16 protein-coding genes are annotated in these 15,685 nt (G+C 34.7%); all 16 read left to right on the top strand.

Annotated features, from left to right (window positions below):
* The first annotated feature begins 1 nt into the window (after position 1).
* Complete coding sequence (locus KHA88_RS06180) at positions 2-643, top strand: TraC-like domain-containing protein (RefSeq protein ID WP_213121597.1); 642 nt, start codon at positions 2-4, stop codon at positions 641-643.
* A 3-nt stretch (positions 644-646) separates the two neighbouring features.
* Positions 647-2,596, top strand: a complete 1,950-nt coding sequence (locus tag KHA88_RS06175; RefSeq protein ID WP_213121596.1) for a VirB4 family type IV secretion system protein — start codon at positions 647-649, stop codon at positions 2,594-2,596.
* Between the two features lie 2 nt (positions 2,597-2,598).
* On the top strand, positions 2,599-3,240 hold the full coding sequence (locus tag KHA88_RS06170) for a hypothetical protein (protein ID WP_213121595.1): 642 nt from the start codon (positions 2,599-2,601) through the stop codon (positions 3,238-3,240).
* Positions 3,241-3,259: 19 nt separating this feature from the next.
* A complete protein-coding gene (locus tag KHA88_RS06165) occupies positions 3,260-4,378 on the top strand; it encodes a peptidoglycan DD-metalloendopeptidase family protein (protein ID WP_249312929.1) in 1,119 nt (372 codons plus the stop codon).
* A 24-nt stretch (positions 4,379-4,402) separates the two neighbouring features.
* Entirely contained in the window at positions 4,403-5,299 is an 897-nt protein-coding gene (locus tag KHA88_RS06160) for a coiled-coil domain-containing protein (RefSeq protein ID WP_213121594.1), read from the top strand.
* 557 nt (positions 5,300-5,856) lie between these two features.
* Positions 5,857-6,186: a hypothetical protein gene (locus KHA88_RS06155; RefSeq protein WP_213121593.1), complete on the top strand. Its 330-nt coding sequence runs from the start codon at positions 5,857-5,859 to the stop codon at positions 6,184-6,186.
* The gene (locus KHA88_RS06150) at positions 6,183-6,638 is read left to right on the top strand and encodes a hypothetical protein (protein ID WP_213121592.1); all 456 of its coding nucleotides are present in this window, start codon (positions 6,183-6,185) and stop codon (positions 6,636-6,638) included. Before KHA88_RS06155 ends, KHA88_RS06150 begins: the two co-directional genes overlap by 4 nt.
* A 9-nt stretch (positions 6,639-6,647) precedes the next feature.
* Positions 6,648-7,835: a MobP2 family relaxase gene (gene mobP2, locus KHA88_RS06145; protein WP_213121749.1), complete on the top strand. Its 1,188-nt coding sequence runs from the start codon at positions 6,648-6,650 to the stop codon at positions 7,833-7,835.
* Between the two features lie 536 nt (positions 7,836-8,371).
* On the top strand, positions 8,372-10,102 hold the full coding sequence (locus KHA88_RS06140) for an ArdC-like ssDNA-binding domain-containing protein (RefSeq protein WP_213121591.1): 1,731 nt from the start codon (positions 8,372-8,374) through the stop codon (positions 10,100-10,102).
* A 352-nt stretch (positions 10,103-10,454) separates the two neighbouring features.
* Positions 10,455-10,658: a PDDEXK family nuclease gene (locus KHA88_RS20925; RefSeq protein WP_249312927.1), complete on the top strand. Its 204-nt coding sequence runs from the start codon at positions 10,455-10,457 to the stop codon at positions 10,656-10,658.
* Positions 10,659-11,095: 437 nt separating this feature from the next.
* Entirely contained in the window at positions 11,096-11,377 is a 282-nt protein-coding gene (locus KHA88_RS06130) for a hypothetical protein (protein ID WP_213121590.1), read from the top strand.
* A 68-nt stretch (positions 11,378-11,445) separates the two neighbouring features.
* Entirely contained in the window at positions 11,446-11,946 is a 501-nt protein-coding gene (locus tag KHA88_RS06125; protein WP_213121589.1) for a hypothetical protein, read from the top strand.
* A gap of 92 nt (positions 11,947-12,038) precedes the next feature.
* Positions 12,039-12,482 carry a ribulose-phosphate 3-epimerase gene (locus KHA88_RS06120; RefSeq protein ID WP_213121588.1) on the top strand — a complete coding sequence of 148 codons (444 nt, stop codon included), beginning with the start codon at positions 12,039-12,041 and terminating at the stop codon, positions 12,480-12,482.
* 504 nt (positions 12,483-12,986) lie between these two features.
* Positions 12,987-13,688, top strand: coding sequence for a cyanophycinase (locus KHA88_RS06115; RefSeq protein WP_213121587.1), 702 nt, complete (start codon positions 12,987-12,989; stop codon positions 13,686-13,688).
* A gap of 19 nt (positions 13,689-13,707) precedes the next feature.
* On the top strand, positions 13,708-14,082 hold the full coding sequence (locus KHA88_RS06110; protein WP_213121586.1) for a DUF120 domain-containing protein: 375 nt from the start codon (positions 13,708-13,710) through the stop codon (positions 14,080-14,082).
* Positions 14,083-14,485: 403 nt separating this feature from the next.
* A complete protein-coding gene (locus tag KHA88_RS06105; RefSeq protein WP_213121585.1) occupies positions 14,486-15,397 on the top strand; it encodes a DMT family transporter in 912 nt (303 codons plus the stop codon).
* The last annotated feature ends 288 nt before the right edge of the window (positions 15,398-15,685 follow it).

Genomic DNA, 15,685 nt, shown 5'->3' with positions numbered 1-15,685 from the left:
GTTGAAAAAAGAACAAGATGTTGTTACATCAATGGTTCATCCTGCTTATTCTAAAAAACAAAAGAGGAACAATGAGTGGCTGAAGCGTTTTAAGTTCAAGAGAAGTGAAAAAACACAAAAGAAACAAGTAAGGAAAGTAAAAGTAATGAGACAAACCCCTTCGATTCTGCCTTTTTTACAGATACACGAGGGCTACTTTCTGATGAAAAACGGTGTGATGGACATTTTGCAGATCACCACAAAGGATTTATACTCCATGAATGATGGAGATTTGCAATTTATGTTATTGTCCCAAGCTAGGCTTTTAAGAAGTTACTTTCCGGCTTTTAAAGAAGTTTCTTTGAACTTTCCTGCGAATACGGAAAAACAGAAAGCCTATTGGTTAAGAAAAAAAGAGAAAACGATTGATCCTTTGCGTTTGCAATTTATTGAGCGAAAATTATTTGAATTGGGTTACTTGGAGAAAGAGCGTACCAATCGAGAGTTCTTTCTTTTTTTATATGCCGAGACTCCTGAACAATTAAATGATCAAAAAAAACAATTGATTCGAGGAATGCAGCAGACCTTTCCTTTAGAAAAATTGTCCGTGGAAAAGAAAAAAGACGTTCTCTTTATATTGAACAATCAAAATTCCAAACTGTAGGTGATGATCTTGCAATTGATAAAAGGAAAAAAAGTAGAAACTGTAAAGACGAAGGAAGAGCAGCCAAAATTTGATCCTTCCTTCTTAGCCGCCATTCAGCCGATGGGTGGAATTAATTTCAAAGATAAGTACATTCAAAAGGGTGACGGGTATGAAACGTGTATTCATATTTGGGATTACCCTAGTGTGGCAAATGAATTATGGTTGGAAAAAATCATGGCCATGCGTGATGTAATCACGATCAAAGACGTAGCAACAATGGTTAAAGACGAAGCTGTCAGCTCTATCAACAAAAGTATGCTGGAACAACAGGTTCGTTTTCAAAGTTCAAAACATGATTCTGAACGGATTGATGCTCAAAACGGCTATAGAGAATTGGAAGGGCTCTATCAGGAAATTAGTCAGATGGGAGAGGTAGTGAAACTCATTCACCTTCGTCTGTTTGTACATGCTGGAACGCTCGTTGAAATGGAGCAAAGGGTTCAATCTGTGATAACGGAATTAAACTCCCTCGGTTTTAAAGGGCAAATATTTTTAAATGAATCCAGTTGGGAATGGCAATCGATCTTTTTGCCGTATGATCAACAGCAGAATTTACCTAATAAAAGGGAGGGTAAAGGGATTCCTGCTCTTTCCCTTGCAGCTGGATTACCTTTTCATTTTTCGGAACTAAATGATCCAAAAGGCAGTTACTTAGGTGCTACTTTCACAGGTGGAAATGTCCTCTTTGACCTGTTTCATAAAGACAAAAAGCGCCGTTTTTATAATGGGGTTGTAGTGGGGACGATGGGGGCGGGCAAATCTACAGCGCTAAAAAAATTGACAATGGACAATGCCTGCCGTGGAAATTTTATACGCGGTTTTGATGTAACAGGGGAATTTTCCACACTTGTTGATGCATTGAACGGCAAAAGCATCAGTTTGGATGGAAGCCATGGAGTGATCAATCCTTTACAAATTTATCGAGTAGAGGATGGCGAGGATTTTGATAAAAATGAAGAGTTAAGTTTTATGCAGCATTTATCGAAAGTAGCCACATTCTATAAGTTTTTAGCAAATAATCCAACTACCGAAGAGATAGAGGAATTTAAAAAAATTCTTCGTTCTTTCTATCAATATCTTGGTTTTACAGAAAAAATTCATACAACAGGAGTAACAGACTTGGAGCATGATGCGTATCCCATTTTCAGCGATTTCCTAGCATATGTAAGAAATGAATTGTATGAAGTTCCTGACAAGAAAATGATTCGGAGCGAACTATCCGTATCCCGTGCTAATCGATTAGAAAAAATCGAATTGGTGATAGATAACTTGGTTCATAGCTACTCCTATCTGTTTAACGGCCATACAACTCTAAAGGAATTCACGAATGAACAGGTGATTTTCTTTTCCATCCGGAACTTAACCCGGTTAGAGAAAAGCGTGTTTAATGCCCAAATGTATAATGCATTAACACTCATCTGGGACAATCTCATTCAAATTGGCGCCCCGCAAATGAAAGCTATTTATGAGGATGAGAGCTTTGATGAAGATGATGCCATCCGTTTTATGGTCATTATTGATGAAGCTTATCGGTTGGTCAATGCAGACAATATGTTGGCCGTAGGCTTTTTAACAGACTTTGCAAGAGAAGCCAGAAAATATTTTGGTGGACTGCTTCTTGCCAGTCAATCCATTCGGGACTTTGTTCCGAATCATTCGGATTCGGAAGTAGTGACAAAGATCCGTACCTTGTTTGAACTCACTCAATACAAATTCATCATGCAGCAGGATTCAAATACATTAGATGCATTAAGAACCATTTTTGAAGGTCAAATGAGTGAATCAGAAATTGCTCAAGTTCCTCAGTTTCAGCAAGGAGATTGCCTGCTTTCGATTACTAGTGTAGGAAATTTATTGTTTAGTGTGGAAGCCTCGGAAGGAGAATTGGCAATCTATCGGGGAGGAATGTAGAAGTGGATAAAGCGATGAAAACAAAGTTCGCTATTATGCTTACCGTCGGTGTTGTGCTTATCTTCATTATTTTAACCAATCAAATTGGCAGCAAAAGAAACCCAGTATTTCAGGATTCATTTGCAGATACAGCTTTTCCCAATAATTCAATAATCAACGAGAAAGAGCTGGATACGGCCATTCAAAAAACGGAAAAAATGAAGGAAGAGGAAGATAGTGAAACTATCGAAGAACCTAATTTTGAATCGGAATATGCTTCAAAACATGGTGATGATGCTGTAGAAAAAGGAAAGGGAGTAGCGGAGAAAATAGTAACTTTATGGTTGGAAGAAAACACCGACAAGTCGAAATGGAAAACATATTCCAGTTCGTCTTTTTTTAATGAAATACAAAAAGAACGATTACCTCCTGGTGATGGAGTTTCCCGAAAGGTGGTTGAACTGGAAATGCATGCGGCTTCGCCAGGGAGTAAAGAAGAGATGAGATTTGGAGTAGTTGCAACTTGGAATGTGATCTATAACGACAGTATTATTGGCAAACAATCACAATTATTCTATGTGGCGGTGGTGCCTTATAAAAATAGTTGGGTCGTCAATAAACTGGTAGAACCATCTGAAGAGAACCATCAATCTACCAAACAATGAAACAAGAAAGGGGGCGGAGATGGCACCTCAAGACTTTTATAAAGTCAGAGAATCAGCCAAAGAAAATATGGATAGTATTTTGCGACACATTGGTCAAGCTCTGAAAACAAAGATGGCCTTATGGATTGGAGGGATTTTAGGACTTTCAGGATTTGCTTTTATTGTCGTTTTGTTAGTCCTGTTCCTTCTTATTGTAGGGATAGCAGCCGGCTCATCAAATAATGAATCCTCACCAGCAGGTGGAGGGTTTTCTTGTTCCCAAACAGGAGAGGTTGATATAGGGAAATGGGATATCGTTTTTAAAGGAGCCGGGAAATTATCTGGAAGCCATGAAACCCTCATTTCTTTGTCAGCTGAAAAAGGAATTGATCCAGTTTTATTTGCGGCGGTTGCATTACACGAAACAGGATTTGGAACATCCAATGCTATGGTGAAAAAAAATAATCCTGGAGGATTAATGGATCCGACAACAGGCAGTTCAAGGCTGTATCATTATGCTTCAATTGAAGAAGGATTAGGGGCAATGGCTAACACTTTATATAACCGGATTATACGAGATGGATTAAATACAATAGATAAATTAGGGAGTGTCTATGCACCAATCGGTGCGGCAAATGATCCGACTGGCCTTAATAAACATTGGGTTCCCAATGTAACGTCCATAGCAAAAAAGCTTGGTGGCTTTACTATGAATTGTGAAGATGTCGGAGAAGTTGAAGTTACTGGTGATAAAGCATGGCCGGTCCCTCATACAAAGAATATTACCTCGGGTTTTGGACCTCGATGGGGTGATTTACACAATGGTATTGATATAGCAGGCGGTAATGATTCTGGAAAAGCAATTATCGCATTTATGGATGGGAAAGTGGTTGTCTCAACTTTTGGGAAGCGTGGTAGTGGGTATGGAGGGTACGGCAATGTAGTTGTTATTGATCATGGGAATGGGATGAGGACACTTTACGGTCACATGCTGGAAAAAGGCATACCTGAGGGAACAGAAGTGGAGGTTGGACAGGTGGTTGGAAAGATAGGAAACACTGGTGAATCAAGAGGAGAACATCTGCATTTTGAAATTAGAATTAACAATAAACAAGTGGATCCGATACCATATTTAAAAGAACTACTAGGGAAGAAATAGTGTTAAAAAGGAGTGTTAATTTCTTTGAAAATAAAAATGAAACGGGGTCTTGAAAACAAAGTTTATACCATTATGTTACTTGTGATATGCATTTGTTTTATCACTTTTTTTACGTCAAAATTCTGGATGTACGATGATCATTCCATCATGCAATCTCCTTTCCATACAGAAATAAACGGGTTGGAACAGACAATCTTAAGACTAAATAAGTGGGAATATAACCCTAGAAAAGAACTCATGGAAGTTTCAATAACAACAAAACATACTGGATCAGATCTGGTGAAACCGACGTTTTCTTTTGCTGCAAAAGAGAAAGAATCCTTGATCGATTATCCTGTCAAAGTTGTTTACGCAGATGATGCAAATATCATTGTTCATATTAAGAAAGTCCCCAAAAATTACCGAATCTTTGGATTATTTGTGAAAGAAAAAAGAGATCAGGCGATTGTAGAGAATGAAATGAAAGCCATTTTAATGGAGTCGTCAGGGACCTTGGACCAAGACGATGATGAAATAGCATATAAGGAACCAAAGCCAAAAAAATTAGTTATTATTGGTGACTACCGTAAGATCAAAACAAACAAAAACTTAAAAACAAAAGAGCCTATTGATTACCAAAAAGAACTAATCAATCGGGAAATCAAGCAAGTGGAGAAGAAATTATCTGCGTTAGAGGAAAAACAAATGCCGTTGCAGCAAAAGCTCATTTCTTCTATCGAAAAAGAAATTAAAGCTCTTGAAATAGATATGGAATATCAAACGGAAGAAGAAAAACAAGAGTCTATGACGCGAATCACCTCTAAAAAGGAAGCCATTGAAAATGCAAAAAAAGACCAGGAGGAACATCAACAGGATGTTGAAAAATTAAAAGAGAAACGTGAAAAGTTGTATGGGAAATTAGAATCCCTTCGTCCAGGATGAGGAAATAAAACAGAGTCAAATGAGAAACAAATCGATCAATTGGAATCAAACAAATATAGATAAAAAAGATGCCAAAATAAAGTACAATCGTTACCTGAAAAAGTGAAAACTGGACAACAAAAATCCGAGGATAAGAAGTTGGATTAACTTGATAATCATTTGTTTTTGGTCTGTTTACTTGTCGGACAAATGTGTGGTTTTTAACAATATCTGTAATATCATAAGCAATTTTGAATTTCCGATGATACAAAACCACGTGAAAATGTCGGACAAACGTATGATTTTACTTCTTTCTGCGATATCACGGAAAAGTTAGGCTCTGCCTAACCTATCACCATTGGTGATAGCACTTTTCCCTTATGCTCTTTCTTTCATTCAACATGCTCTCAAATAGGCTGTTTTCAAAGGAACATGCGTTATGTCCGCATGTTCCTTCCGTTTCCTGATGCCGTTTATTTTATTCTTCTGACACAATACTGAGCTATAAATAAAATTGTTCATCTCTGCAAACGGGCATCAACTGCTCACTATTCAAATGAAGTTTGGAGGAAGATAAAGTGGATGTATTTCTAAGAAATATAGATGTGGTTGCAGTGAAAAAGATTGATGATTTGGCAAAGAAAAAGAAGTTGTCTAGGAATGAATATTTGAAATTACACATTGAAAAACTGGCTCATACGGATGTGCTTCTGGAAGAACGGAACAGGTTTGAAGAGACATTAAAAATGGTTAGCAGGGTGTTGGAAAGAAATGTTCATATGATGAAAGAAAATAATAAAGAGATACAACGGATGAAATCCATCTTTATGTTGATGATGGAAGTGAATGAGGAAGAAGTCAATGAATATATGAAAGTTTTTGTTGCGGATCAAGGTGAAGTTGTATGACCAAACTAAAAAAGAGTTACCGTTTAACAAGTGATACCATTCAAAAAATTGAGCAACTTTCCGTTGAAGAAAATACCTCTCAAGCAAATGCGATTGAAATAATGGTTAAGCAATTTTTTGAGAATCGGGAAAAGGAACGGGTTGCATTGTTAGAAGCAATTGAAAAATTAGTTGATCAAAAACTGATTGAGAATCTTTTAGATATGCAGGAAGACTTAAAAAGAATAAAGGTGACTGGTAATGTGATCGATCGAAATGTGCAAATGCAATTGGAATTTTGGAACCATTATTTTATTGTAAATGAATTTAAAGAATTGGCCACCACGGAAAAATATAAGACGGAAGAACTGAAAGAAGCTGAAGCGGTAGTGAAAAATCGAATAGCCCATAACCGGCAGCGGAAATTAGATTGGAAAAGCAAAAGGAAAAAAGATAATGACCAAACTAAGTAGGTGTTTTTTATGACTCCCGGAGTCGTTTTAAAGAGTAAATTTGTTATGCCTGGATCTGCGGAATATAAAAAGTATGTTGATTATATTGATCGTGATACGAAACAGTTAAATGATTTTCGTGTCTTTCATTCGTATATGGATTACATGGAAGATGATGAAAAGCAAGGCTCTCTTTTTACAAATGAAGCTGATCAATTGGATGAAAATACGAAGCTGAAATTAAAGGATGCTTTTACAAAAGCAGAACAAAATGGCTCTCCATTGTGGCAAGATGTAATCAGTTTTGATAATGCCTGGCTTGAAAAAAAGGGAATATTCATCTCGAAAACAGGGGAACTAGATGACGCAAAAATAAAGAATGTAGTTCGTGAAGCAATGCATGTGATGCTTGATGCTGAACAAATGAATGAGACGGCTGTTTGGTCAGCAGCCATTCATTATAATACAGATAATATCCATGTTCATGTTGCAACTGTAGAGCCTTTTCCTTCCCGAGAAAAGAAAAAACTTTTTAATAAAGAAAGTAACCAGTGGGAAGAGCAATACCGGGCCAAACGGAAGCAGGGAACACTGGATAAAATGAGATCCAAAGTAGCTAATATGATATTGGATCGAAGCGAAAGCCGTAATCGAATCAATGAAATCATTCGCGGGGCTGTGCATGATAAAAAAGAAAACACTGTTGACTTGGCAAACTTCCGAAAAACAAAACGGTTGTTTCAAAAAGCGTTGTTAAAGCTGCCAGAAGATAAACGCCAATGGAACTACGGTTATCAGACGATCAATGATGCAAGGTCTTATATTGATGAAATTGTAGATGTATATTTAAAGTCTTATCATAAAAAAGACATGGAGGAATTAGGAAAGCGGTTGGATGATGAAGTCGAGTTAATGAAAGAGTTGTACGGAGAAGGTAGCAATTACCAAAATTACAAACAGACAAAATCAGATGATTTACGTAAGCGAATGGGTAATGCAGTTCTTACAGAAATGAAAGCATACGTAAAAAAAGAAGAGTTCTTCCAAAATCAAAAGAAATCATATCAAAGATATTATAGGAAAAAGTGGCAATCGAAATGTAACTTAGATCGTGCCATTCGAAACTTACAGTTTCATATGCGAAAGTCTTATCATGAATATCAAAAGGATCGAAACTATGAAGAATTTGATCGGACGCTGGATGGGCATGAGCGTTAAAAACTTTTTTCATTAGGTAAGCTATTGAAATGAGAATCGAAACTTCGTTGGTATATGATAGAACATATTGCGTACTTCATCCGTACGTTAAAAACAAGTATGATTGATAAAATATTAGTGTGGGTAGCCCGTTCCACACTCTTCCGATTTTTAAGGACTTCTTAATAATAGGTGTCCTTTTTTCTTTTTTACTTTTCAAGGAATGTTGTGATTTATTATGACCAATAAAAACACAAGAGCACATATAGAGGTCAGATATGATAAAAAAGGTCACTTGAGATTAGGAGGGTGGCATGAAGATGGCTGACATAGAACGAACGTCTTACCTTTGAGAAGATAGATAAACTGGAAATGATTTAATTGGATTTTGAGCCATTAAACGGAAAAGATTGTAAGGCATTAATAAATATTACGGTAAGCCATCTGTACAATCTAAACAATTAAAAAACGAAATCGGGATGGAACAATAGGAGCTTCTTATTAAACGGAGGCTCTTTTTTTATGTTTTTTTCAAACTGGAAGGAGTGGAAATTAAAATGACAAAAACGAAAAGGAGTAACTACAAGCGCAAAACATGGGAAGATAAACTGAAAGAAATTGAGAATTTAACTAGCAATATGGAAAAAAGAATTATGGAATATTTTCAAAGCCCTGAAAGCATCAAAGAATACTTGAGTTTTATGGCTAAGTTCCATAATTATTCATCCAATAACTGTACATTAATTGAAAGCCAGTTTATGGGAGCTCAAGCGGTAGGCAGTTATAAATTTTGGAAAGACAAAGGATTTTCTGTGAAAAAAGGTGAGAAAGGGATCAAGGTGCTAGTGCCTAAAAGGACGACATATTTTGAACGGAGTGATAAAGAGGTAAAGCTTAAATTTGCAACCAGAGAGGAAAAAGAGAAAATCGAAAAAAAAGAAATACCTACATATACACGCACTTCCTTTGATATTGGACATGTATTCGATGTGTCTCAGACTAATGCGACCTCAAAGGATTTACCTGATATTTTTCCTAACCGTTGGCTGGAGGATTCTGTTGAAAACTATGGTCCGATTTATCAAGCACTTGAAAAAATGGCTGAAAAGCACGGAATCAAAATTGTGGAACCGCATAGGGAACTGGGGGCTGCTAAAGGTGTTAGTTATACGTTACAGAAAGAAGTTGCATTAAATCCCCGAAACAGTAAACTACAGAATGTGAAAACACTTGCTCATGAGCTAGCACATGCCGTGCTGCACACAGAGGAAACACACAATCAATATTCCTCCCAAGAAAAGGAATTCCAGGCAGAAATGGTTGCTTATACGGTGTCCAGTTATTTTGGACTGGATACGAGTGAATATTCGTTGCCGTATTTACATCATTGGACATCGGGAAAGGAACTGAAAGAACAAGAAAGGTTATTAAAAGAAGTGCGGCAAACAGCCCATGATTTTATTTCTGTCATTGAAGAGGAATTGGCGAAGCAATGGGACAAAGAGAAGGCACATGATCACAAAAAAGAAGATCCCTTTGAGGAAGCACTGATAATTCAAGAGAATTATGATATGACCTCAAATGGAGTTGAGTGGGAAAATGAAAGGTTTTTGACTTACTTAAAATCTGTTGATGAAGAAGCTTATGAAAAGTTTATCTACAATAAAAAAATGCATGAAAGAGAGGTGGAGAATAACGAGGCAGATATTCTTTTGATTAAATATGGGCATTTATCAATTTCGGAAGAATGCTATGTTTCGATGAATGAATTAAAGGATTTCGTAGAAGAAAAAGGGATAGATATAGAGGACGAACTGAGCAGAGCAAATTACCTAAGTGAATTCAATCAGCAATTCAAAGAGCGGTATGCAGCCGTTGATACGAAATTATTAGAACGTCCTAGCATCTTGATACAGTACTCCGAAGCTGTACATGAATTGAAACCCAATATGATTATGCCTTTTGTTGAAGGGAATTTAAAGATGGAAAAGTTAGAAGAAAAATATCAAGGAGAGGTAGGTTATTTTAAGACTCGTTATCACCTATTGTTCCCTAAAGCTTTGCATAATGAAGAAAAAAAGGTCTTTATTGTCAATATGGATAGATTAGATATTGGTGATGGACTTTATGTAAATCCTCATCATCAGGTAGGACAGGAAAATAATCTAGATCCTAGACTCTTAGAAGTTCTTAATAAAGAGGTAATAAGTAAATTAACAAATGAAAAAAAGTTAAAGATTTTATTTAAAGGTAATCAAAGAAAAGAAGTTCAAGAATTAGAACCTTGAAAGTAAAAAAATCATCGTAGCTAAACTTCTAGTCAAGTTATTAAAATCCTTTTTTTAAAAACATATTTGAGAAACGAAGATCTGAAAAACGCTATTAACAAGTTAAATATGCCTAAAGAAGAATAATCATGTAGAAACACTAAGTTTTTATGTAGGTGTAAAAGGACATGAAAGTCTAAACTGATTTTATATTATTCCATATTGATTTACCAGGACATACGACTTTTTAGTTTAGACTTTCTTGTCTTTAATAATGGACAAGAAAGTCTAAACTACTTATATTTGAGACAAGAAAGTCTAAACTCATCAAATTTCTGATTATTCAAATTTCAACCAAAGAAAGGAGTTATACATGTACAAACCATTAATTACCGATGGAAGTAAAAAGTTCGGAAATAATAGATGGCTGTCATATAGCTCCAAGTTAAAACGTGATGTCTATTTTTTTAGTGATTTAGAGTATGAGCATTGGTTACTGGTTGAATCGAATCCTAAAGTTGTAGAGTTTTGTGAGCAAGCCTTACTAATGAATTCGTTTATAAATGGCAAATTATAAACATCTATAATTGATATGTGGGTAAAATATGATAACGGTACTGAAGAGTTTATAGAAATTAAATATTCTTTAGATCTTTCCAGAGAAAAAGTAAAAAGCCAGATTGCGGTCAAAAAAAATGGTGTAATGAACATGGATTCCAACACCAAGTAAGAACAGGAAACATATTCGAGCAAATAAATTGTTGCTTTCCAATTTAAAATTACTAATAAAGGGAAACAAACAACAAAAACAACATATCGAGATTGATAGGTATCAAATTTTGAAAATACTCAGGCAGCAATATCCTAAAAAAATGCTAATAAGTTCCCTTATTAAAATAACTAATATACCACAGAATAGATTATTATTATCCCTAGGTAAAATGATACTCCAAGGTGAAGTTTATTCTGACATATCTCTAAAACATTATGGAAAAAATACAGAGGTGTGGATAGATGTATAGAAAATTTTTTGAAGGTTTAGAAATTGAGGAGCGTTATTTGGACGTAGTAAATTGGCCCCAAGTAATAGTTGAAAGGCTGGATGATGAAGAAAAAAATATTTTCTTATCCAGAAAATTAGCTATCGATTTATTTATGAATACCAATACAAAAATTTCGGTAATAGAACAAAAAACTAGGCTGTATAGAAGTGAAATCTATAGATTCGTTCGTCGGTGCTTAGAAAAGGATGATTTTGATCAAATAAGAGGATATAAGATCACAGCTTATGTGTAAAAATCTTTAATAAAGAAAGGCAAAATGGGGATGTATGTCCACATGCTTTAGCTTTTATCTTATGGAAAATGGAATGTGAAGGTATTGATAACTTTTGGGAAATCGAAAATAAAAATAAAATCTCAAATAATATTAACTTTGTAAGAATGAAGGAACAATTTAGTATCTTTCTTCGTGGATCCTTTATGACACATGTAGAAGAAATATTAAACCCCGTTGGGAGAAATTATGCATTTGATTTCATGGAATGTAATATTGCCAGCATAAGTTACATTCTAAACAGAATTATTTCACATTTATTAATCGAACGTTTTATTAAATGGTTGGAAGTAGTTCAAAATCCTAAGAAATTTAAACAAATATATCCCGATGACAACATACCAATTTATATTGTTATGATTCCAAAAAGCTATAGTGAAGGAATAAAATTTTATTTATTTAAAAACCGAATTGGCAACATGAAAAATATCGTAAAAAACATCAGTAATGTAAAGAGTTGTCCCTTCAATAGAACAAAAAATTATCGTCCGTATAGATCTCCCTTGCGTATAGCATTGGATAATATGTGAGCAAGTATTAAAACTGAAGTCCATATTATGAAAGAAGATTAATTGATGGAAGATGAAAAATTATCATAATAACTGTTAGGAGTGATGATGTTATGATGATAGCACCATCCGTTTTAGCAGCCGATTTTGGGCAACTAAGTCGTGAATTAGAAGAGGTAAAAAATGCTGGGGCTGACCTAATACATATCGATATAATGGACGGACAGTTTGTACCAAACATTAGTTTTGGTGTACCTGTTATGGGGGCTATAAATAATTACTCTGATTTACCCAAAGATGTACATCTTTTGATTTACAAACCAGAAAATTTTATAAAAACTTTTATCGAATTAGGAGCAGATTATGTAACCATCCATCCGGAGTCTACCAATCAGTTAGAATATTGTTTGGAATTAATAAAGACTAATGGTGTTAAGGCAGGAATAGCCTTAAATCCAGAAACCGATTTAGATGTAGTACTGCCCTATTTACATCAAATCGATTTATTGCTATTTATGACTATAAAACCTGGATTCGGGGGGTCAGAAATTTATTGATAGTGTAGTAGCTAAAATAATTAAAGCGAATAGTTACAGGGAATTTCACGGATTAACTAATTTACTGTTTGAAGTCGATGGGGAATTAACGAAGATACTGCGAAAATTTGTCGAGAAAATAATATCGATATATTAGTTTCCGGTACTACGATCTTCCATTCAAAAGATAAAAAGAGAACAATCCAAAGCCTTAGAAATGCATAAAAATATAAAATATAAGAATCTACAAAAAATGAAACAGGTCGTTCTTCAACTGACCCCTTTTTGAGAAAAAATTGATTAAACCACTGAGCTAACGGTTGCGTTTTTACAATTAGAGGTGACGCTTTTTTTTACTAAAGGCAGTTTAGTTTAAAAGATATTATTTGAAAATAAGAAGGTATGTGAAGAAGGTATTTGAAGAAGTATTGAAGAATTGTTTATCCAGTAATACCCTTGAAAGGAAGGTGATTTTATATTAATAGAACTATTTTTTTATATGGAGATATTGGTGATAATTTTAATTTGACATCAATTCCATTTATCGAAGCAGCAGGTGGTGACAATGCAAAAATTGCTGTTTTAGGATTAGGTGGAGACCAGTGGAATTCCTATTTTAAAAGAGTGTATAAAGACCGTTGGGAAAGTTTAGGTGTAAAAGAAGTAATATCAATTATACCGAATAAGAAAATGAAAATAGAGAAAGAAAAAATGGAACGAATAAATGAATGTTCTGGATTGCTAATATGCGGTGGAGATACAAGAGCGTATCAAAAAGTTTATGTTAATTCGTCAGTAGCAAAATTCATTAGAGAATTTTATCTCAGAGGAAAAGTTTTTGCTGGTGTTTCAGCTGGGGCACTCATTTCCACTAACCCGTGTACTATTTGGGGAAGTAAGGTTTCAAAACAATCCAATGAATTTGTGGTAAGAAGCCATTTTAATAATGAAGAATTATTAATAGATAAAGGGATCGGGGTACTTCGAAATTGTATAGTGGAACCACACTTTAGTGAATATGGTGGTTTCCCACGATTAATTGAAGCATTAGAACAAACTAATGAAAAGCAAGGTTTAGGAATAGATGAACCAATTTGTTTAGAAATTATAAATGAAAAAGATATAAAAGTTCACGGTAGAGGGAGAGTTTATTTTATAAGTAGATATAAGACCCTTGAATTTAAAGTGAAAGTATATGAACCAGGAGACTCATTTTCACTTGAGTAAAGGTAATAAGGAGAGGAACTTGATTAAACTTACAGGAAAAGTTGTTAGTGGTTTAGGAAACTATTCATATTGGATTGAAAAATATCAAAGTATTTACTATGAAAAGACTGGGATGATTTTGTTTCCTGGTACGTTAAATGTAGAATTAGATGAACCCTATAATCTTCCTTCCAATGCTATACGATTAGAAAAAGAGGAATATGGTGGTACGGTATCTGTAAGTATACTACCTTGTAAAATTTTTGGTAGGAAATCCTTTATTTTGAGGACTGATGGTAATGCAAAGGGAATGGGGGATCATCCAAAAACAATTATTGAAATCGCAACGGATATAAAACTTCGTGATAAATTCAATTTAAAAGATGGAGATTTAGTTAATGTGGTTGTTATTTAGAAGACAGTATATTGTTCAATTAACGGGTACGTTGTCCAATAAGTGAGACGTTTTTTTACTAACGTAAGCAGGATAGTGTAATAAGGAATTTTATTACAGATGGCGAACGGAACACTAAAAGAAGAAGGTGCTTTTTAAATAGGTAAGCGATTCTTCAATATGAAGGTTGCTTTTTTCTACTAAAATAATTGTGAAATATTACACTTAAACGCTATCGGGGGCTTTAGTAAGATAATTAGATTGCCAATATGTTGTCTTTTTACTAACTTGGTTGTGTAGTTGAAGAATGGAACAAAAGATGATTATACACTTAATATTGATGAATCGTCTTTTTTGGGGATTGGAATGAATGTAACATTTTGAATACTTCGTTACTTGTGGAATACAAGAAAGGAGGAATCATTTGGGAATTTTGTTTGCTCTTTTGACTGGTGTTACAACGGCATTTTTCAATATTTTCATCAAAAAAGGGATGGATCAATCGCAAGGGAAAAGTATTGGATTTGTCATTACGATTTTTGTCAATGTCGTTATACATAGTCTGATTTTCATCGTAGTTATTATGCTGAACGGATTTACTTTTCAATTCAATTGGACAGCAACGGTTTGGTTTATGGTAGGAGGGATCTTTAGTACAATTATTGGAAGATACGCATTACTATCCGCTATTCAATCGATTCATCCCTCACGTGCATCTGCTCTTAAAAACATTACACCAGTATTTACTGTATTGTACGCTTTGTTGATTTTACAAGAAGATTTTAGTTTGTTATCTATCATTGGTCTCCTTATCTTATTCGTTGTCATTTTTATGCAAGGTGTATTTTCTTTCAGACAATCTCGCCTTGCCTTACATAAAGATAAATACGATAAGTCCGAATGGAGGGGGTACTTAATGGGGGTTATTGCAGCATTTATTTTCGGACTTGGCCAAGGTGTAAGAAAACAGGGCTTATTAATTAGCAGTGAACCAATCTATGGTGCATTAATCGGTTTGCTTATTGCTTTTATTGTAATCGTTTTATATCAAGGCTTTAAAGGTTCGTTAAAAACAATCATTTTAGAGAATTACCGTATAATAAATATCAATTTTATACTTGCAAGTGTATTCCTGAGTTTTGGTCCCGTCTTTTTTTTCATAGCTGCATCACTGATACAAGTGAGTTATGTTAGTGTAATAGCAGCAGTGGAACCTTTAATTACCATCTTATTGTCTATATTTTTTTTGAAAGGCAGAGAGAAACTAACACCATCGGTCTGGATAGGAGCCTTTCTTATTCTTGTAGGTATAACGTTTATTTCCTTAGATAATTAGAATTTACTCAATCACAAATTCAAAAGGCATAAATGCCAAGTAAAAGTCGGATGGATGAGATCAAGTCAAACATACTGCAAAAATTAGATATAAATACTACATTTTTGATTAAATGATCTTAAGTGTAACTTCTTATCTAACTAACGCTCTTTTTGTTGAAAATATTATACGAACTGGGCAGCATTCCTGTAATAACTGAAAATGAGGTTTGAACGAAAAAAGGCCTCTTGATAAGATGAATGTGTCCTCAGCTGGCCAGCTAAAAAGGACAAAACCATCTATTTGGAG

Source organism: Lederbergia citrea, assembly GCF_018343525.1.
Taxonomy (GTDB): Bacteria; Bacillota; Bacilli; order Bacillales; family Bacillaceae_C; genus Lederbergia; species Lederbergia citrea.
The sequence above is the reverse complement of the archived record's forward strand: the minus strand, read 5'-3'. Positions and strand labels throughout refer to the sequence as shown.